Annotated in this window: 24 protein-coding genes and 1 riboswitch; of the genes, 19 read left to right on the top strand and 5 right to left on the bottom strand. The window is 39.4% G+C overall.

What is annotated here, in order from left to right:
* Positions 1-4 precede the first annotated feature (4 nt).
* The 4 genes from QUF94_RS23775 to QUF94_RS23760 all read right to left on the bottom strand — a co-directional run bounded on the left by QUF94_RS23775 (position 5) and on the right by QUF94_RS23760 (position 3896).
* Positions 5-187, bottom strand: a complete 183-nt coding sequence (locus QUF94_RS23775; RefSeq protein ID WP_289318008.1) for a hypothetical protein — start codon at positions 185-187, stop codon at positions 5-7.
* 402 nt (positions 188-589) lie between these two features.
* Positions 590-2068 (bottom strand): sodium:solute symporter family protein, encoded by a 1479-nt coding sequence (locus QUF94_RS23770; RefSeq protein ID WP_289318007.1) that lies wholly within the window; start codon positions 2066-2068, stop codon positions 590-592.
* Complete coding sequence (locus QUF94_RS23765) at positions 2065-2265, bottom strand: DUF3311 domain-containing protein (RefSeq protein ID WP_125161884.1); 201 nt, start codon at positions 2263-2265, stop codon at positions 2065-2067. The genes QUF94_RS23770 and QUF94_RS23765 overlap by 4 nt, the downstream gene beginning before the upstream one ends.
* A 290-nt stretch (positions 2266-2555) precedes the next feature.
* A complete protein-coding gene (locus tag QUF94_RS23760) occupies positions 2556-3896 on the bottom strand; it encodes an amino acid permease (RefSeq protein WP_289318006.1) in 1341 nt (446 codons plus the stop codon).
* A 209-nt stretch (positions 3897-4105) separates the two neighbouring features.
* A riboswitch (glycine riboswitch) is annotated at positions 4106-4184 on the bottom strand.
* Positions 4185-4713: 529 nt separating this feature from the next.
* Here QUF94_RS23760 and QUF94_RS23755 point away from each other — a divergent pair.
* The 3 genes from QUF94_RS23755 (at position 4714) to QUF94_RS23745 (ending at position 6538) form a co-directional block, all read left to right on the top strand.
* Positions 4714-6102 (top strand): amino acid permease, encoded by a 1389-nt coding sequence (locus tag QUF94_RS23755; RefSeq protein WP_289318005.1) that lies wholly within the window; start codon positions 4714-4716, stop codon positions 6100-6102.
* Between the two features lie 77 nt (positions 6103-6179).
* Positions 6180-6350 carry a hypothetical protein gene (locus QUF94_RS23750; protein ID WP_289318004.1) on the top strand — a complete coding sequence of 57 codons (171 nt, stop codon included), beginning with the start codon at positions 6180-6182 and terminating at the stop codon, positions 6348-6350.
* Between the two features lie 92 nt (positions 6351-6442).
* Entirely contained in the window at positions 6443-6538 is a 96-nt protein-coding gene (locus tag QUF94_RS23745; protein ID WP_289318486.1) for a BBE domain-containing protein, read from the top strand.
* 168 nt (positions 6539-6706) lie between these two features.
* Here the strand turns inward: QUF94_RS23745 and QUF94_RS23740 are convergent, their stop codons facing one another.
* Complete coding sequence (locus QUF94_RS23740; RefSeq protein ID WP_289318003.1) at positions 6707-6919, bottom strand: hypothetical protein; 213 nt, start codon at positions 6917-6919, stop codon at positions 6707-6709.
* Between the two features lie 489 nt (positions 6920-7408).
* On the opposite strand from QUF94_RS23740, the gene QUF94_RS23735 reads away from it, so the two are divergent.
* The 16 genes from QUF94_RS23735 (at position 7409) to QUF94_RS23660 (ending at position 21669) form a co-directional block, all read left to right on the top strand.
* The gene (locus tag QUF94_RS23735) at positions 7409-8320 is read left to right on the top strand and encodes a LysR family transcriptional regulator (protein WP_289318002.1); all 912 of its coding nucleotides are present in this window, start codon (positions 7409-7411) and stop codon (positions 8318-8320) included.
* 142 nt (positions 8321-8462) lie between these two features.
* The gene (locus QUF94_RS23730) at positions 8463-9485 is read left to right on the top strand and encodes an LLM class flavin-dependent oxidoreductase (protein WP_289318001.1); all 1023 of its coding nucleotides are present in this window, start codon (positions 8463-8465) and stop codon (positions 9483-9485) included.
* 64 nt (positions 9486-9549) lie between these two features.
* Positions 9550-10884: an LLM class flavin-dependent oxidoreductase gene (locus QUF94_RS23725; RefSeq protein ID WP_289318000.1), complete on the top strand. Its 1335-nt coding sequence runs from the start codon at positions 9550-9552 to the stop codon at positions 10882-10884.
* A 36-nt stretch (positions 10885-10920) separates the two neighbouring features.
* Positions 10921-11181, top strand: coding sequence for a glutaredoxin family protein (locus tag QUF94_RS23720; RefSeq protein WP_289317999.1), 261 nt, complete (start codon positions 10921-10923; stop codon positions 11179-11181).
* Between the two features lie 202 nt (positions 11182-11383).
* The gene (locus tag QUF94_RS23715; RefSeq protein ID WP_289317998.1) at positions 11384-11917 is read left to right on the top strand and encodes a GNAT family N-acetyltransferase; all 534 of its coding nucleotides are present in this window, start codon (positions 11384-11386) and stop codon (positions 11915-11917) included.
* A 20-nt stretch (positions 11918-11937) separates the two neighbouring features.
* A complete protein-coding gene (locus tag QUF94_RS23710; RefSeq protein ID WP_289317997.1) occupies positions 11938-12762 on the top strand; it encodes an amino acid ABC transporter substrate-binding protein in 825 nt (274 codons plus the stop codon).
* 32 nt (positions 12763-12794) lie between these two features.
* Complete coding sequence (locus QUF94_RS23705; RefSeq protein ID WP_053344404.1) at positions 12795-13502, top strand: amino acid ABC transporter permease; 708 nt, start codon at positions 12795-12797, stop codon at positions 13500-13502.
* A gap of 20 nt (positions 13503-13522) precedes the next feature.
* On the top strand, positions 13523-14233 hold the full coding sequence (locus QUF94_RS23700) for an amino acid ABC transporter permease (RefSeq protein WP_289317996.1): 711 nt from the start codon (positions 13523-13525) through the stop codon (positions 14231-14233).
* Positions 14230-15000, top strand: coding sequence for an amino acid ABC transporter ATP-binding protein (locus QUF94_RS23695; protein ID WP_289317995.1), 771 nt, complete (start codon positions 14230-14232; stop codon positions 14998-15000). Before QUF94_RS23700 ends, QUF94_RS23695 begins: the two co-directional genes overlap by 4 nt.
* Before the next feature lie 23 nt (positions 15001-15023).
* Entirely contained in the window at positions 15024-15533 is a 510-nt protein-coding gene (locus QUF94_RS23690) for a GNAT family N-acetyltransferase (protein ID WP_289317994.1), read from the top strand.
* Between the two features lie 14 nt (positions 15534-15547).
* On the top strand, positions 15548-16690 hold the full coding sequence (locus QUF94_RS23685) for an amidohydrolase (protein ID WP_289317993.1): 1143 nt from the start codon (positions 15548-15550) through the stop codon (positions 16688-16690).
* Between the two features lie 448 nt (positions 16691-17138).
* Positions 17139-18143, top strand: a complete 1005-nt coding sequence (locus QUF94_RS23680; RefSeq protein ID WP_289317992.1) for an LLM class flavin-dependent oxidoreductase — start codon at positions 17139-17141, stop codon at positions 18141-18143.
* Between the two features lie 88 nt (positions 18144-18231).
* Positions 18232-19065: a MetQ/NlpA family ABC transporter substrate-binding protein gene (locus tag QUF94_RS23675; RefSeq protein WP_289317991.1), complete on the top strand. Its 834-nt coding sequence runs from the start codon at positions 18232-18234 to the stop codon at positions 19063-19065.
* A gap of 45 nt (positions 19066-19110) precedes the next feature.
* Positions 19111-20190, top strand: coding sequence for a methionine ABC transporter ATP-binding protein (locus QUF94_RS23670; RefSeq protein WP_289317990.1), 1080 nt, complete (start codon positions 19111-19113; stop codon positions 20188-20190).
* Entirely contained in the window at positions 20132-20782 is a 651-nt protein-coding gene (locus tag QUF94_RS23665; RefSeq protein WP_289317989.1) for a methionine ABC transporter permease, read from the top strand. Before QUF94_RS23670 ends, QUF94_RS23665 begins: the two co-directional genes overlap by 59 nt.
* Positions 20783-20817: 35 nt before the next feature.
* Positions 20818-21669, top strand: a complete 852-nt coding sequence (locus tag QUF94_RS23660; RefSeq protein WP_289318485.1) for a MetQ/NlpA family ABC transporter substrate-binding protein — start codon at positions 20818-20820, stop codon at positions 21667-21669.
* The last annotated feature ends 15 nt before the right edge of the window (positions 21670-21684 follow it).

The raw sequence follows: 21684 nt of genomic DNA, 5'->3' as shown, positions 1-21684 counted from the left end.
GTTATCAGGAAAAAAGAAAATGAGTTTTATTAACGGGCATGGAACTCACGAGTATTTGCTCCAAATTCACGAGTAAAAGCGTAAAACTCACGAGTATTTGCTCCAAATTCACGAGTAAATGCGTGAAACTCACGAGTAAAAGCCCGAATCTACTGAAACGAGTATTTTTTTGTTGTCTTGGAAGCAATACGAAGCATTTTATCTGCTAACTGCGAACCTAATATAAGGCGGAATGTTAATGTCAAATAGACTTCAGTTCGGTTGCATCCTGATTTTAATAGCTTTCGTAATATCGATTACTTTTAGCTTTAACCCTAAATTATTAATACCTAAAGGATATGATTTAGCTACTGATGGTCTGGTAGTAGCCAGAACCTTGATGATTATTTTTTCGTTGTATTTATTAGTTAAAATAGGGGATTTGATTATAAACAAAAAAGAGTAGTAGTCTAAAATGAGACTTCCTATAATCAATCTTGAGAAAAAGGACATTATGCTTTGGATGTCGATTATAATGGAAGGCTCAGTCTTTTGACTGAGCCTTCCATTGTTCTTTCACATCTTTACTTTTTATCCAAAAATGAGCGCTTCATATATCGTTAACGGATTTAGGTTCCAACTGAACCACGTGCTTCCTGAAAGCAAGACTTACTGTTATCATCACAAGGAAATTGATTGCCAAGGCGATGATTCCGACATTCAAATCTTTTGCTGCTTGTGGCAAGGATGGAAACAAGGTCCCTATTGTTGAATGACTGAGTGTAATGCAGATTACGATGGCCAATCCAGTGACGATGCCGGCGATTGCGCCATATTTATTGATTGGATTATTCTTCTTCAGACTAAAGAGAAGGGAAGGGAATAGCTGTGTAATGAGACTGTATCCCATGAGAATTAATGCCGACATCGTTTCGCCGCCGTTTAAGGTGAAGTAGACGGCTATAAGGGCAATGATGGGAACAAGGAACTTTGCCAATCTTACAACGTGCCGATCGGATACTGTAGGTGCGAATTCCTTATAAACGTTTTTCGCGAGCAGTGTAGCGACGCTCATCAAAAGCATGGATCCAGGCACCAATGCGGTCAGCAATCCAGCTCCGCCGATTATGCCTATGAACCATGGATCAAAGGTCTCGATCGAAAGGCGCAGCAATGAGAGGTCTGCATCTGCCCCAACGAGTCCAGGCACTTTCAATATAGCTGTAAACCCTACAAAAAAGACGAATAACAGCATGAGCGTATATAAAGGGCTGATGATGGCATTTTTTCGAAATACCTTCCCACTGCGCGCTGAATAAACAGCGCTGAAAACTTGGGGCCACATATAGAAACCGAATACGAGCAATATTACCGTGGAGATAAACCATGATACGCTAAGTCCCTGCTCAGGGAACTTTAGAAAACCGGGTTTTGCCGAATCAATCGCTTCAAACATCGGCTGAAATCCACCAAAGTAATGAATGGGCAGATAAATCCCTAAGAATCCTATAATGGCAATCATCATGATATCTTTAATGACTGCTGTCCAAACTGAACCGTGTATACCGGATATCATCACATAAATGGTAAGGCTGATCGCCCCCATCCAAACCGCCGCAGACATTGAGATGGCACCATAAGAAGCTTCTGATACAATGATCCCCAAACCTTTCAGCTGCACGACGATCACTGGAATCATCGACACCACACCGACAAGCGCAGCCAAAATTCCTAAACTAGGACTCTTATATTTGCTTACAAAGAAATCGGATTGAGACATCAGTTTATTTTCTTTGGCATATTTCCATATTTCCGGAAGGAGCCAATAGGATAATACGTAAGACAAAGTAATGTAAATAAGAACATATAGAGCGGGTGCGCCCTTTCCATAAGCCCAGCCGCTGCCGCCAAGGAAGGAGAAGGTCGTATAGATTTCCCCAGCCATCAGCAGAAAGACGAATATTGCACCAAAACCACGTCCGCCCACCGTCCATTGTTCCAAGTCCATATCTTTTCCTTTTGAAGAGCGAATGCCTAAAAATATCGACAGAAGTAAAAATGCTAAAATGATTAAGAGAGCAATATTCATTCCTGGTCACCTTCCCGATTCCTGGGATCCAGCTTATACATGATGCCCAAGATGGCAGAGGTAAGGACCACCCACATAGCCATCCAGAACATATTGAAAGGCATCCCTAATACATAAGGTTCTATTCTATTAACAAAAGGTAGAAATCCTAGTATGCCTATGAAAGGAACTAGAGTAAGGATATATATAATCTTCATTAAACAAACCCCTCCGTATTAAATAAAGTGAAACGTCCACCAATGGGGGTTTTTCTTTAATACCACTGATGGATGGGTGAACCAAACGGGGAAGGGAAATTCATACATGATTGATTTCCCTTCTTTTACAAGTTCCGATGATATATATTAGCTTACACTATTTCGATATAAAATTTAATGTGGTTGCTTGATATATTTTTAGCAACCGAGTCCACTGATGGAAAGTTGAAGTGTTTGTTGAAATGGATAAAGCCTTGAATTCATATTGAGTTCAAGGCTTTATCCGTTTTCTATCTTTTTTTCTGGTAGTTATATAGTATCACCAAGAGTATGAACCAGATTGGCGTCATGAGCAGTGATAGCCGTGTAGCTTCAGCGAATAGCATAACGATAAGGATGAACAGGAATAATCCTAAAATGACGTAATTGATAAAGGGTGTAAAAGGAGCCTTGAAAGTTGATTCGGCTCTTAGGTCAGGCCTTGTTTTCGAATATTTGATATGGGAGATCAAGATTATGCTCCATACCCAAATGAAACAGATGGCACTGATGGTCGTCACAACGGTAAATGCCTGTTCCGGTATCAGTTTGCTTAATAATGCCCCAAGTGATACAACGATTGTTGATGTAAACAAGGCATTGCTTGGAACAGCCTGTTTATTTAATTTTTTCAGTTTGGCAGGGGCTTCGTCATTCCTGCTTAACGTATAGAGTATTCGGCTTGTTGAAAATAAACCGCTGTTGCATGCAGAAGCAGCAGATGTCAAAACGACGAAGTTGATGATCCCGGCAGCTACAGGAATGCCGATTAACGCAAAGACCTCTACAAATGGGCTGCTCGTGGAATCCAGTTGAGTCCATGGGTTGACGCAGAGAATGACGAATATGGCACCCACATAGAAAAGTAAAATCCGGACAGGTATTTTATTGATGGCAGACGGAATGTTCTTTCTCGGGTTCGCCGTTTCTGCTGCGGAAACCCCGACCAATTCGACACCTACAAAGGAGAAGACGACCAACTGTAAAGATAATAGGAATCCGGAGATTCCATTAGGGAACATGCCTCCATGGTTCCATAGGTTCGTTAGGGAAACCGTTCCGGTATTGGTATTGAAGCCGATGATCAATAAGATGATACCTACGATGATCAAGGCGATGATTGTGATTACTTTAATGATGGCAAACCAGAATTCCAATTCGCCAAATAACTTAACGGTCAATAGGTTCAATCCTAACAGGATGACCAGGCATATTAGAGCCGGAATCCATTGAGGGATATCGAACCAGTATTGTATATAGACACCAACAGCTATGATATCGGCCATTGCGGTCATGATCCAACAGAACCAATAGGTCCAACCGGTCACGAAGCCAGCCCATGGACCGACATATTCGGTTGCGAATTCAGTGAATGACGTATACCCTGCATTGGATAAGAGCAATTCGCCTAGGGCCCTCATCACAAAAAACAAAGCAATCCCTATTATCAGATAGGAGAAGATGATGGATGGACCTGCCAATTGTATGGCTTTTCCGGATCCTAAAAATAAACCGGTACCAATGGTTCCTCCTATTGCAATCAGTTGTACATGACGATTTTTTAAATCTCTTTTTAATTCCTGTTTAGCCAATTCGTACGCCCCCGTCTTTTATGGTCTTGATAGTGAATGATTTCAAACCTGCTTGGTCTTGGAGAGAGGGACGTGATTTTTCGCCCAGCTTGCATTTCCCAATGGTTTTTTTCACGAGTGTTGTTTCCGTCCAATCACAAAGTGGACAATAAAAAAAGAGATTGGATAATACCAATCTCTTAAAGGGTTCAGAATAACAATTTATCATTCGTTACTCTTCTGTCCTTTTGCCTGAGATTGTGAATCCTTCGGCGCTGCATCTTGTACAGTCTCTCCAGAAGCTGCTCCTGCTATAGTGTCATCCATAGCGTTCATCGCTTGCTTGTATGCGGTTGTGTGAAAATGTCAGTCAGTGATAATCTTCCACTGCTGAATCGTTCATTATACTTATAAAATAATATTGGAATTCTATCATTTATTTTTTCGGAGGTCAACAAATTTTTGCATTTACAACACTTCTTGAAATGGTTTAAATTTTTATAAACATTCACTTGCGAAGGTTTGAATGGGCTCCGATCAGAAGTGATTGTTTCCTGCTCTTTTTGTACTATCACTATTATAAAATACTGATCATCACTTTTTTAAAATGATAATTTTTGATTGGGAATATCAACAAGATATTTTTGGCAACTGTTTATTTGAAAAATACATTTGTATTTTTACAGAATATTTACTATTATAAGATAAGAAAACAAAATTAAAGTGTTATGCAAATGATTAGGATAAAGCATTTTTAACCGCAATAATAATAGAGAGTCGATTGGTGGAAAGGATATTAATATCATTGCCGCTAATATTGCATCTGGGGGAGTTAAACATGTCAAATAAGGAATTAAAGAGAGGGCTGGAGGCACGTCATATTCAAATGATAGCCTTGGGCGGAACCATCGGGGTTGGGTTATTCATGGGATCGGCGAGCACGATCAAATGGACCGGGCCCTCTGTAATGCTCGCTTATGCCATCGCAGGTATATTTATATTTTTCATTATGCGCTCTATGGGGGAGATGCTATATTTAGAACCGACTACAGGTTCTTTTGCAACCTTTGCGAGCAGCTATATACATCCTTTGGCAGGTTATATGACTGCTTGGAGCAATTGGTTTCAATGGGTAATCGTCGGAATGTCCGAAATCATCGCCGTTGGAATGTATATGCAGTATTGGTTCCCGGAGTTACCAGCTTGGATACCAGGTGTGGTCGCCATGATCATCTTGGGGGCGGCCAACCTCATTTCCGTAAAATCTTTCGGGGAATTTGAGTTTTGGTTTGCGCTTATAAAAATAATTACGATTATATTGATGATCATTGCCGGTCTTGGCCTTATTTTCTTTGGAATAGGGAATGGGGGGGATGCGATTGGATTATCGAATCTTTGGGCAAATGGCGGCTTCTTTACGGGAGGTTGGACAGGATTCTTCTTTGCGCTTTCCCTTGTCGTGGCTTCCTATCAAGGCGTTGAGCTTATCGGCATCACAGCCGGAGAAGCGAAAAATCCAACAAAGACCGTAACAAAAGCGATCAAATCAATCATATGGCGCATTTTAATTTTCTATATTGGCGCTATCTTCGTCATCGTGACGGTTTATCCTTGGGATAAACTGGATGACATCGGAAGTCCATTCGTTTCAACCTTTGCTAAAATCGGTATCACTGCAGCGGCAGGCATCATTAACTTTGTCGTAATCACTGCCGCAATGTCTGGATGCAACAGTGGGATTTTCAGTGCAGGGCGTATGCTTTACACTCTAGCATTGAATGGCCAAGCTCCTAAAATCTTTGCAAAAGTATCTAAAAATGGAGTGCCGGCATATTGTACGATCGCTGTATTATTAGGATTGGGCATCGGGGTTATCCTGAATTACCTTGCACCGCCGCAATTATTCCTTTATGTGTACAGTGCGAGTGTTTTACCCGGGATGATTCCATGGTTTGTCTTACTTATCAGTGAGCTTAAATTCAGAAAGGTAAATGCTGTTGAAATGGAAAAACATCCGTTCAAAATGCCGTTGGCCCCTTACAGTAACTATGCGACAATTGCCTTTTTACTGATGGTGCTGGTTGGTATGTGGGTCAATCCGAGTACCAGGATTTCCTTGATTGTTGGGATCGTTTTCCTAGTCTTGGTCGTAGCAAGTTATTACCTGCTGAAAATGGATAAACGAACTCCATTGGATGTTAAATCCGATGATGAGATTTCTGGATAAGGTACGAAAGCATAAAGCGTTAAAATACTTTTTAAAAAGCCCTTCTCTTGATTGAGAGGGGCTTTTTTTTTGCCTTTGTGGATCAATTGTTGGAATTCACGAGTGAACCTGCGATGAAGCATTTTCTGGAAAATACTCCAAATGAAAATGCAGCAATTTGGCACCAATCCATAGGGGCCGCTGGTCGTGCGGACCCAAATGAACGGCTTTTTATTATCGCGATGCCATTATCGTCCAGGAGTATTTAGCTACATGGACCAATCCAGACGAAGAGAGGCTAAACATTCGGTGGATCAAGGACCTGAAGCACGCCTTGTCACCATTTACTACCGGTGACTACGTGAATTGGCCGGATACTCTCATCAAAGATTGGCCAACTGCGTACTATGGAGAAAAATTCAAACGGCTTCGAGAAGTGAAAACGAGGTATGTATGATCCATACAATACGTTTAAGTTCCCTCAAAGCATACCCCCATTAAATAAGGGGGGGTGAAAAAGCTTGGATGGACCAAAAACATTCGTTAAAAAAAGGCCTATTCCTAAATTTGGATATAGGCCTCTTTCATCTTGTTTTGAATCAATTAATCGAGATAATACCCAAAATCATTCCGCTTGCGGAGCTTGTACTGCACTGTAAACCTGATTTACGGAAAGTTGGGCTTGTGCGATTTCTTGAGCAGCTTGTTTAATGGCTTCTTGTGCCAAAGTTGGATCAGAAGAAGATTTTTCAATTGCTTGTGAAAGTAAGGTTTGCGTAAGGGTAACGTTTGCTTTTGCTTGATTTAATTGATTGATATCAATTTGTTGTTGAGGCATGTAGTTTCTCTCCTTATGTCATAATTTGAATTACTCCATTAGGATGACCTTTCTTTTCTTTTTTATAAGGAGAAAAAATATATAACGTAGACAGGAAGGACTGAAACTGCCAAGTCCATTGGGATAAACAATTAAAATAAACTATGCAAAATTTATCGGCAATCCGGAAAAAAGATACACCCTTAGGATTGAAAAACGGGAAGAAAGAGAATGGAATTATTAGTTTTATTTACTTAGAATCCTTAAATTTTCATCTGTATAAATAGTATTATGTTCCTTGAATATCATATTGTATGAAATCGCAATAAATATATCGTGACTTGTTGGTTATTCAGTTAATTAAATTGCACTTTACTTATTGGTTTTATAAGATTAAAATCGGAGAAAGAATTATTATAAAAGATGAGCTGATTGGACAACCAAAAGCTCCTGATCGCGATAAGCGAACAGGAGCTTTTTGCGTTCATTTTGGAAAAAGGAGTTGGGGAGATGAATATTGATCATATTGAAGCTTTTATGTATGTTGTTCATTTTAATAATTTTCATAAAGCAGCAGAGGCACTGTTTTTATCACAGCCGACGGTTTCGGCAAGAATTAAGACGCTTGAGAGTGAACTCGATTCAGTACTATTTGAGAGGCAAGGGAGAGGGATTATTTTAACCGAAAAAGGGAAAGCGTTCATTCCATTTGCGGAACAAATTATTCGTACCTTTCAACAGGGGAAAAAACAGTTGAAAACAGGAAGCGATCTGGAGGAAATAACGATAGGGGCTAATATCATTACATCGCAATACTTTATTCCATTTGCTCTTCCTCTATGGAAAAAGGAAAACCCTAATTTACGCTTTAAATTTATTTCAGCAACAAATGATGCATTAATTGATAAATTGCTTCAGAAACGGGTTGATATAGCATTTATGAAGGATGTTACACATAGTGGTCTGCAAAATCACAAGACCCTTGATAATTCGATACGTTTAGTAGTGTATCCAGGACATCCATTTCAAGTTGAAACAGAGCTAACGGTGCAAGTATTAGCAATGGAGCCGTTGGTATTTTTTGAGTGTGGTGCGTTTGACTGGAACCACGTTCATAAAATTTTTGAAGTGTCTAATGTAGAGCCGCGTATTGAATTTCAGGTTGATCACTTGGAAGTGGCGAAATCGCTAATTCTTAGCAGAAGCTGTATCGGATTTTTACCGTATTTATGTATTAAAAAAGAGTTAGAACAGGGAACTTTGGTTGAAGTTGATGTGTCACATTTAATCAAGATAAAGCAGCACATCTATCTGACTCATTTAAATCACGGGATGGAAGCACCCTTACTATGGAATGACATTCTTTTATCAATTCGGAAATTTGAACAAGACCATCATCAATTACAGACACAATCTAATTGATAGATATTTTCTATCAATGCAATATTTTTTCCTATTAGTTAAACCATTGCCATTAACATGCTTTAGGTGTTAGGATAAATCAAAATTATTAAATTATTATTATTCATATCAGTATACTTTGAATTAAAGCGGAGGAGAGAATATGAGTTATAAGCTTGGCATTTTAGACCAGAGCCCGATATTTCCAGGAACTTCAGCCTTTGATGCACTACAGCAAACCATTAAGCTGGCGAGACATGCAGAAGAGTGGGGATATACCCGTTTCTGGGTATCAGAACATCATCATGCCGAAAAGCTAGCGGGATCTTCCCCGGAAGTATTGGTATCATATTTATTAGCCCAAACAAAATCTATTAGGGTAGGGTCCGGAGGTGTTATGCTTCAGCATTATAGTCCATATAAAGTGGCGGAAAATTTTCACGTGTTATCAAATCTTTCGCCTGGCAGAGTTGACCTTGGCATTGGAAAGGCACCGGGTGGTCTCCCCTTATCAACGAAGGCGCTACAATTTGGTACAGTTAATGATGGAAAAGATTTCGAAGAGCGGTTATCTTTTTTACAAAAATTAATTGAAAATTCGATTAATGAAAATCACCCGCTTTCAGGTATTCAGGCGACGCCACTCCCTTCAAAAAAGCCAAAAATGTTTCTGCTTGGTGCAAGTGCTGACAGTGCCAGGCTAGCAGCCAATCTGGGTATAGCTTATGTATTTGCTCGATTTATCAACAGTAATGAGACTGTATTCGAAGATGCTGTACGCATTTACCGAAGTATCTATCCAACTGGGAGCTTTAAGGTATCAGTTTCAGTGATTGCTGCTCCTTCACAACAAGAAGCAGAACAGCTAGCAGGTGACCAAAAGATAGTGAAAGTTCATCTCCAAAGCGGTCGTTCTGTTACGGTCCAAACCTTAGTGCAAGCAGAATTATTCGGGAAGCAGTCTGGGGAGTCTTACGAAATAGAAGAACAAGATTCCAATATTATTGCTGGAACTCCCTCTTACGTAAAGGAAGTCCTAACAAATTTACATAAAAAATATGGGGTAGATGAGTTTATCCTACATACACCGGTAGTAAAAGAAGCAGAAAGATTCCGATCTTTTCAATTGTTGAGTCCGCTTCAATTAGCCTTACCTGGAGAAAAGAACTTTGTGAGGCAAAATTAAGAAGTCATCTAAGGAAAGTAGAAGTCAGCAAGCTAAAAACCGATTAATTAAAGGAGGAGTATTGATGTCTGAGCAGAGAAAGTTGAAATTTGGAGCGCTTATTCATGGAGTTGGAGGGAGTATATCTGGTTGGAGGCATCCTGACATTCAAACCGATGCCAGTGTTAGTCTTGAATTTTATAAGGAGCAGGCCCAGAAGGCAGAAGAGGGAAAGTTCGATTTACTTTTCATTGCTGACGGTTTATTCATCAATGAGAAATCCATTCCGCATTTTTTAAATCGATTTGAGCCACTTACCATTTTATCCGCACTTGCTGCTTTCACATCACGAATAGGGCTTGTCGGAACTGTTTCCACCTCATACAGTGAACCATTTACCGTAGCTCGGCAATTTGCTTCACTTGATCACATTAGTCATGGTCGTGGCGGATGGAACCTTGTTACTACACCTCTTGAGAGTACCGCCTTGAACTATAACAAAACGATCGAAGAACACCCTGATCATGCCAAACGCTATCGGATAGCATCAGAATATATACAAGTTACCAAAGGGCTTTGGGATTCATGGGAGGATGACGCGTTTACTCGGGATAAAGAGTCCGGTGAGTTTTTTGATCCTTCTAAAATACATCAATTAAATCATAAAGGAGAATTTTTCTCCGTGCAAGGACCACTCAACATTGCTAGATCTAAACAGGGGCGGCCTGTCATTTTTCAAGCAGGTTCATCAGAAGCTGGCAAAAATCTGGCGGCTAAAGAAGCGGATGCAATCTTTACAGGCCAACCAACATTGGAAGATGCCAAGAATTTTTATCAAGATGTAAAAAACAGGGCTATTGCATTCGGGAGAAATCCTGATGAAATTGTTATTCTGCCAGGTATAGCGCCAATCATTGGTGCAACTGAGGAAGAGGCAGAGTACAAATATCAAGAACTCGCTAACCTAGTATCTATAGATAAGGCGCTTGACTATTTGGGACGATACTTCGATCATCATGATTTTTCTCAATATGAACTGGATGCGCCTTTCCCAGACCTCGGAGACATCGGAAAAAACAGTTTCCGAAGTACGACTGATCGGATTAAAGAGGAAGCCAAGGAGAAACAGTTAACGCTCCGTCAAGTAGCACTTAAGGAGACTACACCTCGGACTTCTTTTATTGGAACTCCAGAGAAAGTAGCGGATTTGATTCAGCGATGGTTCGAAGAGAAGGGGGCGGACGGGTTTATCTTTACTTCAATTGTTCCAGATGCTTTAAGTGATTTTGTATCTTATGTGATTCCTATACTTCAGAAAAGGGGAATATATCGTACTGAATATGAAGCAGAAACATTAAGAGGCAACTTGGGGCTTCCATTCCCGGAAAATCGTTATGCGAAAGAAAAGATTAATCAATAATTGAAGAATCATTTAAAAAATAAGGAGGAATACGAAATGGAAGAAGCGTTATCTGTCGTCGTTTGGTCAAAACAAGGATGTCACTATTGCGAAGAAGTTAAACAATACTTAAAAGAAAAGGAGATTGCTTATCAAACGGTGGATGTTACCAATCATGATGAACGGCGAGATATTTTAGAAATCAAATATGGTGTTCGGTATGTGCCTATTATTGAAATTGGGCGAGGTAACGTATATGAGAGTGTTACGGAAATTGGCATACCTTATCTTGAAGAAGTACTCGAACGATTACAATAAAAAAAGACGCGTGTTAATCCGAGTATATAAGTAGAAATAGCTGATTTAAAAAGTTGAATTTTCAACCATGACAGTTTTTTTGACTTATACTTCAATCCTGAGAACTGGAGGATGTTAGTAAAGTAGGAATAAATGAAAAATAGCTGATTTAAATCCGACTATTCTTGTGTAAATAATATGTTATAGAAACGGGGAGTTAATCATGACACAGCTAATCCGTCTTGCTACTGTAAAGGATGCTCCAGAAGTGCTAAACGTCACACTTCGGGCTTATGAACCAATTAGAGAATTGAATATTAACTTTCTGGCTGCGACAGCCGATTTGCAGCTAGTGACGAATAATATTAGGCGGAATCTCACTTATGTTTTAGAACAGGAGGGTCAAATTGTTTCCACTGTGACAGTTCGTCATCCATGGAATGATCCTGATCATTTCAGTCCGTACCCATTCATTTGGTGGTTTGCAGTTGACCCCCTATACAAACAAAAAGGTATAGGCTCAACTTTGTTAACCTGGGTGGAAGAAAATGTACTTCGGAAACAGGTGAAAGCGCCGGCCGTCTATTTGGCGACAGCTGATCGTCATCCTTGGCTTGTTTCGATTTATGAAAGAAGAGGCTATGAGATTTTTGCTGAACGAGATCACGATGGAGAAAAAATTGTGTATCTTCGTAAAATTCTAGATGAAATGCTGTATCGCATTATTGAAAATAAAGAACCAATTGTTAGTAATTAAAAACGTCGGGGGAATTTGAGATGAAAAAAACAATATTTATTGTTATGGCACTGCTACTTACTTTTTTGGGAGCTTGCTCTTCGAAAGAAACAACGAGTACTGCTAAATCAAGTTCTGGAGATTCAAAAAATAATAAAGTTCAGAAAATCATTGTCGGAACAGGGACGCAATTCCCGAATATTTGCTTTTTGGATAAGAATGGTAAGCTGACAGGTTATGATGTCGAGTTGGTTCGTCAAATCGATGAAAAGCTGCCAGAATATGAATTTGAATTTAAAACGATGGAATTTTCTAATCTATTATTAAGTTTAGAAACGAACAAAATAGATTTTGTTGCTCACCAAATGGAGGTGAATGATGAACGAAAAGAAAAATTTCTATTTAATAAAGAACCATATAATGTCTTTCCCCTTCAAGTTACAGTTCATCAGGACAACAATGATATTCACTCCATTAAAGATCTAAAAGGAAAAAAAGCGATCGTGAGTGCAACGAGCAATTCTGCTGTTTTTCTTGAAAAGTATAATAAACAAAACAATGCCGGGATCGAAATTGTCTATTCTGGCCAGGGCGTAGATGACACGAAGAATCAAATCAAAACCGGTCGGGCGGATGCTACCATAACTACACCATTTGCAGTCGACTTCTTAAATAAACAAGCAGATGCACAGCAAAAGGTTGTGGGTGAGCCACTTCTTAATTCAAAAGTATACTTTTTGCTAAGAAAAGACGAAACGCCTTTACAGAAGAGAATTGATGAAGCACTTGTGGAGCTGAAAAAAGATGGGGTAGTTAGCGAACTAAGTAAAAAGTGGCTGGGCGCAGACTATTCAGTAGGATTTTAATTAGATAGTAGTAAGCGCGGAGGTGCTAAAGCATGGGGAAAGCATTTGATCCTTCATTAATCGTCGATTTCATTCCTACGTTAATATATTATCTTGGAGTAACATTGCAAATTCTGGCAGCATCCGTTTTATTAGGAATGGTCATCGGGATAGCGGCAGCCATCCTGAGATTATTTCGTATCCCTGTTTTGAATCAATTTGTCATTTTGTATATTTCATTCATTCGGGGAACGCCTATTTTAATACAATTATTTCTAGTTTTTTATGGACTGCCTGCAATCCTTTTATTCATTAATATTGATATTTCAAGAATGGATGCTCTGTATTTTGTCATTATTACTTATGCATTAAGTAATGGGGCGCATTTCGCAGAAATATTCCGAGGAGCGATTAAGGCTGTCGATTATGGGCAAACGGAAGCAGCCTATTCTGTTGGTATGAATAATAGTCAAAGTTTTTTTCGGATTGTGCTTCCTCAGGCAATACGGATTGCTTTTCCAAATATCGCAAACTCTATTATCGGATCCTTGAAGGATACCTCACTTGCCTTTACCATCGGCGTAATGGATATGATGGGTAGGGGAGAGACATTAATTGCTGCAACTGCACATGCTCTCGAAGTCTATCTCTCATTAGCTGTTATCTATTATGCAGTCGTGCTATTGTTTGAGAAAATATTCAGACTTTATGAAAACCGCATTAATCGGCATCAAACTGTTGATGTGTCTGTTACTGGATAACAAAGGGAGGAGGGAAGGACTTGACGATTGATATTCTATTTATTTGGACTGCTTTTAAGGAGATTATTAAAGCACTTCCGATCACACTTATCTTAACGATGCTTCCTCTTCTTGCAGGTTTTATTATCGGTCTCGCTGTTGCCTTGATTAGGATATATAAAGTGAAATTTCTATGTAGAGTTGCAAATGGTTATGTTTCCTTCTTTAGAGGAACACCGATTATCATGCATATAATGCTTATTTATTTCGGTTTTCCATTATTAATCGATCAAATTTCTAAGAAATTTGATTTGGGTATACAATCTAATTCCATTCCGATTATTTTATTTGTCTTAACCGCCTTATCGTTGAGTGCGGGTGCTTATTTATCAGAAATATTCAGATCGGGAATTATCAGTGTCTCCAATGGCCAAATGGAGGCAGCCTATTCCGTGGGTATGAATTCGTTTCAAGCCATGACGCGAATTGTTTTGCCACAGGCCATTGCTCAGTCCATCCCGAATTTCACGAATATTTTCATTGGATTTCTGCATACGTCATCCATAGCTTTCATTGTATCGCAAAAAGAAATGACAGGAGCAGCTAATATTGTTGCATCCACCAATTTGAAATTTTTGGAGTCTTTTATCGCTGCTGGTTTAATTTATTGGGGTCTCACAATCATTGCAGAAGGTCTTTCGTTTTTAATTGAGAAAAAGGCCACTGCCTATAATCGAGGAGGAGTACAATGATTTATTTAAAAGATATAAAAAAATCATTTAACCAGCAGACCGTTTTAAAAGGTATTAATTTGAAAATAGCCAAGGGCGAAGTAGTTACCATTCTTGGGCCAAGTGGTTCTGGGAAAACAACCTTGCTTAGATGCTTGAATTTTCTGGAAAAACCAGATGAGGGAATGGTTCAAGTAGGAGATATACAGGTGAAGTCTAAGAAGGCGACAAAAAGGGAAATCTTGTCCCTTAGAAGACAATCTGCGATGGTTTTTCAGCATTATAACTTATTTGCTCATAAAACTGTTTTGGAAAATGTAATGGAAGGCTTAATTGTTACAAGAAAATATAAGAAAGCTCAAGCGAAACGGGAAAGTGAGCTGTTATTGGAAAAAGTAGGTTTAGGAGATAAGCATAACCATTTCCCTTCACAATTGTCAGGAGGGCAACAGCAACGTGTTGGAATTGCTAGGGCACTTGCTTTAAATCCGGAAGTCATTCTTTTTGACGAGCCAACGTCGGCACTCGACCCTGAGTTGGTTGGGGAGGTGCTTTCTGTCATAAAAGCAATTGCACAGGAAGGCATCACGATGGTAATTGTAACCCATGAAATGAGTTTTGCTAAAGAGGTATCGGATCGTGTTCTATTCATGGATGGCGGGGTCATTGTAGAAGAAGGGTCACCATTGGAGATTTTCAATGCTCCAAAGAAAGATCGAACACGACAATTTTTAAACCGGATATCAAGAGATTTTTCCTTATCGTTTTTAGAAGAAAAGGTCAATTAAAGGAAGGGGAAAAAGGAGAACGTATGATTAATGCAATCGTAGTCGATGAATTGATTGAAGAAGATAAAGAGACGGTGCGCCGCTTATTGGTAGAAAGTTATCAACAATATGAACATGAATATTCGAACCCGGAAGCTTGGGAAGGCTATTTAAATAATATTGAATCCTCGGTGGATAATCCACATGTTGATAAGGTGTTGGTTGCAAAGTGCAATCAGGATATCCTTGGTACATTACAGCTTTTTCAGTCATCTGAAAAAGCATATGAAAAGCCGGAACTTGGGATTTTTTCACCAATCATTCGGTTGTTGGCCGTTCATCCCGAATCAAGGGGACGCGGTATCGCACAGGAATTATTAAAAGCTAGTGTAAATTATGCAAAATCGCAAGGTGCGTCCAGTTTGTATCTACATTCTACTGATAAGATGCATAAAGCCATTAAACTATATGAATGGTTTGGCTTTAAGCGGGATCGAACGAAAGAATTTCAAAATCATGATATTTTGGTAAAATGCTATCGCTTAGATTTATAGAAGGAGGCGACTGTATGAGTCGAGAGCTGGAAAAGCGCTTAATATCGATACGGCGCCATTTACATCAATATCCGGAGTTATCAAATGAAGAATTCGAAACGACAAAATCGATTCAAAAGTGGCTCGGGGAAGAGGGTATTGAGATCCGTAATACAGGATTGAAAACAGGTGTTTTTGCGGATATAAAGGGTGGTAAACCCGGACTTACCGTAGCCATAAGAGCGGATATCGATGCTCTTCCGATTGAGGAACAAACTGGGCTTCCATTTGCTTCGAAAGTAAAAGGAGTAATGCATGCGTGCGGCCATGATTTCCATACCGCAGCCGTTATTGGCGCTGCTTACCTTTTAAAAGAATGTCAATCAGAGCTGAATGGTACCGTGCGATTGATTTTTCAACCTGCAGAAGAATCAGGTGGGGGTGCGGCGCATGTGATAAAAGATGGTCAAATTGGCGATGTAGCGGCCATAATTGGGCTGCACAATAAACCGAATTTACCTGTTGGGACTATAGGGATAAAAGAAGGTCCGTTAATGGCGGCGGTGGACCGTTTTCAAATTGTTCTTCAAGGTAAGGGGAGTCACGCGGCCATCCCTCATAGTGGAAAGGATCCAATAGCAGCGGCGGCCCAGCTTATTACGGCTCTTCAAACTATCGTCAGCCGGAATGTATCCCCACTAGAAAGTGCTGTGGTGAGTGTAACGAGAATAACAGGGGGAAGCACTTGGAATGTGATTCCCGGTGACGTCACACTAGAAGGAACGATACGAACCTTTGAATCTACAATTCGCGAAGAAATAAAGGATAAGTTTTATTCGATTGTGAATCATATCGCCGCTGCTTTTTCACAGGAAGCTACGATTGGTTGGTTTCCTGGGCCCCCCGCGCTACATAATCATCCAGCTGTCACAGAGATGGCACGCAGGTCTGCTTTGGGGCAATCATTACATGTAATCAATCCAGAACCTTCAATGGGTGGTGAAGATTTCGCTTATTACCTTCAACATATCCCCGGTACCTTTGCCTTTTTTGGTACAAACGGAAACGAAGATTGGCATCATCCAGCTTTTACTGTTGATGAAAATTCCATTATTAAAGCCGCTCATTTTTTATTTGAAAGTGCCAAGGATTTATTATATAACCATGGTAAGTGGTAAACATAAATGACAAAGGTGCCAGACACGAATTCGTGCCTAGCACCTTTGTTGTTATAATTCCAAAGGTTTCGTTCCAACTTGATTTCAAGCATAGTCATGATGCGAACATTCCCCCCATTTTACCTACCATACATAGCCACTCTTCATTCTTTCATTCCAGCTTTTCATAGACTCCTCTCTCCTTTTCTCTTCCTATCATTGATGAATCCTATTCTGATAGCGGTAAGAAGAATAGATCTCAAACCATGATAGGCGAGAGCGTGGTTAATTATTAGGCAAAGGCATTCCAAATTCATAATTGATAGAATTTTTTTATCAATTAAATAAATTTTTCTATCAAATAAGGTGTTGTCAAGGGCTTGTTTACAATGTTAGGATGAATTTCAATTACATTAAAACAACTAATTCTATTTGTTAACTCGGTATTAATGATTGGAGAGAAAGTCATATGAGTTTTAAGCTTGGAATATTAGATCAAAGCCCCATTTTTCCTGGGAATTCGGCAGTTGATGCACTTAAGCAAACCGTAAACCTAGCTCAAAAAGCTGAAGAATGGGGATATACCCGTTTTTGGGTATCGGAACATCATCATATGGAACAAGTTGCTGGATCTTCACCGGAAGTATTAATTTCTTATTTATTATCGAAAACCACATCCATTCGTGTAGGTTCGGGAGGTGTCATGCTTCAGCACTACAGTCCTTATAAAGTCGCTGAAAATTTTCATGTTTTATCCACTCTTGCCCCGGGCAGGGTAGATCTTGGCATTGGTAAAGCACCAGGTGGATTTCCTTTATCAACAAAGGCGTTACAATTTGGAACTGTGAATGATGGAAAAGATTTTGGGGAACGTGCATCCTTATTGCAAAAGATAATCGAAAATTCAATCAATGATGATCACTTACTCTCTGGTATTCAAGCAACACCGATACCGCCTGAAAAGCCAGAAACCTTTATGCTTGGTGCAAGTTCAGACAGCGCTCAACTAGCCGCCAATCTCGGAATGGATTTTGTATTCGCCAGATTTATTAATAGTGATGATACCATGCTGTATGAAGCGTCCTCTGCTTACCGAAGCAAGTACCCAGAAGGTCGCTTTATCGTATCATTAGCGGTTGTGGCAGCTCCTACCCAACAAAAAGCAGTGGAGCTGGCAAGCGAACACAAACTATTTAAAGTTCATCTACAAAGTGGCCGGACGCTGACAGTTCAATCACGTGAGCAGGCTGAGTCATTTGAGAAGCAGGCTGGTGAAGCTTACGAAATAGAAGAGCAGACCGCAAGTGTTATTGCTGGGACTCCAGGATATGTTAACGGGATTTTAAAGGAACTTCAGAAAGTTTTTCAAGTGGATGAATTTATTTTGCATACACCGCTTCGAAGAGAAGCAGAACGGATCCAATCCTTTCAGTTGTTGAGTCCGCTTCTCTTAGGGGAAGAGACTATCATATAGAAGGAAAAGAAAAGATCCAGAGGGCATGAAGCAGCTGATAAATATTTGTTATTCCAATATAAAAGGATAAAAAAAGGAGCGAGAAACATTGAAGAAAATTAAATGGCTGTCCGTAACGGTTTTAACAGTAGTATTGCTGATATTGGGTGCTTGTGGAAGTAATGAGCAAACATCATCGGAGAGTAAAGGAGACAAGGATGATGAAGTGACTTTGAAAATTAGTGCAGCCTCAATACCACATGCAGAAATTTTAGAGTTTATCGCACCGGATTTAGAAAAACAAGGCGTGAAACTGGATGTAGTGATTTCTACGGATGGTATTCAAACGAATCAACAAACAGCAGACAAAGAATTGGATGCAAACTTCTTTCAACATACCCCTTACTTAGAGCAAGTAAATAAAGATAGTGGTCTGAATTTGGTTAATGTGAAGGGTGTACATATTGAACCATTTGGTGTCTATTCCAAAAAAATTAAGTCTATAGGTGAATTGTCAGACGGAGCGAAAGTAGCCGTACCGAAAGATCCAGTAAACTTTTCGCGATCGTTACAGCTTTTTGCGGCAAATAATATCATTGAGTTGGATGCTTCTAAGTCAGGTGATTATACGATTGAGGACATTACAAAAAATGCTAAAAAAATAGAATTCATTCCAGTCGATTCCCCCCTTTTAGTTCACTCGCTAGATGATGTGGAAGCGTCGGCCATTAACACAAACTATGCTCTGGAAGGAGGGTTAAAACCTCTCGATGATGCACTGATAATTGAAGGGAAGGATTCACCATATGTTAACATTTTAGTTGCTCGTCCAGACAATAAGGACGATAAAGCGATCCAAAAGCTTACGAATGCATTAACGACGGAAAAGGTCAAAGAATTTATTTTAGATCAATATGAAGGAGCCGTCGTGCCCGCGTTTTAAGGGTGGCTTCTATACCAAGCTAATTAAAAAGAGGAGGTGGCCACTTTGATAGAATTTCGTCGGGTTTCAAAAGTTTTTGATGACGGGGAGAAGAAAATTGAAGCGTTAAAGGAGATTAATATAACCGTTGAAAAAGGGGATATATTCGGGGTTATCGGTTTTAGTGGAGCCGGAAAAAGTACACTCATCCGAACTGTGAATCTACTGGAATATCCTACTTCAGGTGAAGTGATTGTAGAAGGAAAAAATCTTGCCAAGATGTCTGAAAAAGATTTGCGTGAAGCTAAGAAAAATATTGGCATGATTTTTCAGCATTTTAATTTACTTAATTCAAAAACAGTCTTTGATAATGTGGCGATGCCATTATTGTTAAGTAAAAAAAAGAAAAAAGAGATTGAAGAACAAGTAAATGAGATTCTCCGCTTTGTTGGTCTAGAAGACAAAGCAATGAACTATCCAAATCAACTTTCAGGTGGACAAAAGCAGCGTGTCGGGATTGCCCGTGCTTTGGCTACAAACCCTTCGATTCTATTATGTGATGAAGCAACATCGGCATTGGATCCACAAACAACAAAATCAATCCTGAATCTGTTGAAACGGATAAATGAAGAATATAAAATTACCATTCTAATTATCACGCACGAAATGGAAGTGATTAAAGAAATTTGTAATCGGGTTGCAGTGATGGAGGATGGGAGCGTGATTGAATCAGGAAATGTGATCGATATTTTTGCCCGTCCGCGAACAGAAACAACACGTAACTTCATTCGATCGGTTGTTCGCGATGAAGTGCCATCAAGTGTTTATGGATTGCTCAATGAGGATGCCTATTTCAGCCGAATTTTTAAAATTGATTTTTTGGGATTAAGCTCTGGGCAGCCTATCGTTTCAAAAACAGCGAAGAGGTTTAATGTGGAAATAAACGTTCTGTTCGGCAATATTACTGAGTTACAAGGCATCCCATTTGGTAATTTAATTGTTGAAATAATAGGAAATGAAGATGAAATTGATCGGGCATTACAGTTTATAAAGAATCAAAATGTCAAAGTGAAGGAGGTGACGAAGGATGGAAGTAAGCCAAGAGCTCATTTTAAAGGCCTTGTGGGAAACGCTGTACATGGTTAGTATTTCACTTTTTTTTGGAAGCATCATTGGAATATTCTTAGGCATTTTATTGGTTGTAACAAGAAAAGGTCATATTTATGAAAATAGATTTATTTTTTCTATAGTGAATCCGATTGTAAACATTTTCCGATCGATTCCGTTTATTATCTTGCTTGTGGCGATTATTCCATTTACAAGACTAATTGTTGGTACGTCGATTGGTACGACAGCAGCAATTGTGCCACTAGTGCTTCATATTGGCCCATATATCTCAAGACTTGTGGAGAATTCGCTATTGGAAGTGGATGAAGGCATTATTGAAGCCGCGAAAGCCATGGGAGCAACGCCGTTACAAATTATTTTCAGGTTTTTAATGCCTGAAGCTTTTGCGTCATTAATTCTAAGTATAACAACTGCAACAATTGGTTTAGTGGGCGCTACAGCAATGGCAGGAGCTATAGGTGGCGGTGGACTTGGAGATGTAGCGATAACATATGGCTATCAACGCTTTAGCACTATTACGATATTCGTCACCGTTGTAATTCTAGTAATTGTTGTTCAGGGAGTACAAAGTTTAGGAAATATATTCGAACGGAAAATTAGAAGAGTGTAGTGGCGGTAGTTTACAGAGGGGGAGCGGAATGAATGATGAAAAAATGTATTTTACCTATACTGCTTATCTTGGGGGTGTTATTGGCAGGTTGCTCAAGTGATTCAACGAATGCAGGAGGGAAACAAACGAAAGTGAAGGTAGGGATTAGAAATTCTGAACTTCGAACATGGGAATTTTTAAAGGAACAGGCTGAAAAAGAAGGGGTGGAAATTGAAATTGTTAATTTCTCATCGGCTTATGATCCGAACGAAGCGCTGGCAGAAGGGGATATTGATATCAACGCCTTTCAACATGTTGCCTATTTAGATTCATTTAATGCGAAAAATAATACAGACATCGTTCCAATTGGGACTACAATTATTGCTCCTCTCGGTTTGTATTCAAGCAAATATAAATCGGTGGAAGAGATCCCAAATGGTGCACAAATTGCTGTGCCCAATGACCAAGCTAACTGGGGAAGAGCTTTATTGCTATTACAAGAAGCAAAACTCTTAAAGGTTGTGGATGACTTTGACGGGAATGGTGGACAGGACAAAATAAAGGAAAATCCGAAGAAAATCAAAATTGTTCCTGTCGATGGTGCCAGTGCCCCACGTGTGATGGAAGATACAGCTGGTTCGGTGATTAATAATGGAGTTGCGGTAGAAGCGGGACTAAATTTAAAAGATGCTCTTATTTATGAAAGTAGTACTGCAAAGCCTTATATTAATATCATAGCGGCTAGGAGTGAAGATCAAGACAATGAAATTTACCGAAAGTTAGTTGATCTCTATCAATCAGAGAAAACGGCTAAATTTATTGAAGAAACTTACAATGGAAACTATATTCCAACATTCATTACCTTGAAAAAATTGAGCAGTTATAAGGAGTTATATTCTAATAAATAAGGAAGGAGAGATTAG

Origin of the sequence: Peribacillus sp. NJ4, from assembly GCF_030348345.1 — a bacterium.
Taxonomy (GTDB): domain Bacteria; phylum Bacillota; class Bacilli; order Bacillales; family DSM-1321; genus Peribacillus.
Note: the sequence above shows the minus strand (reverse complement) of the source record. Positions and strands in the feature narration are given on the sequence as shown.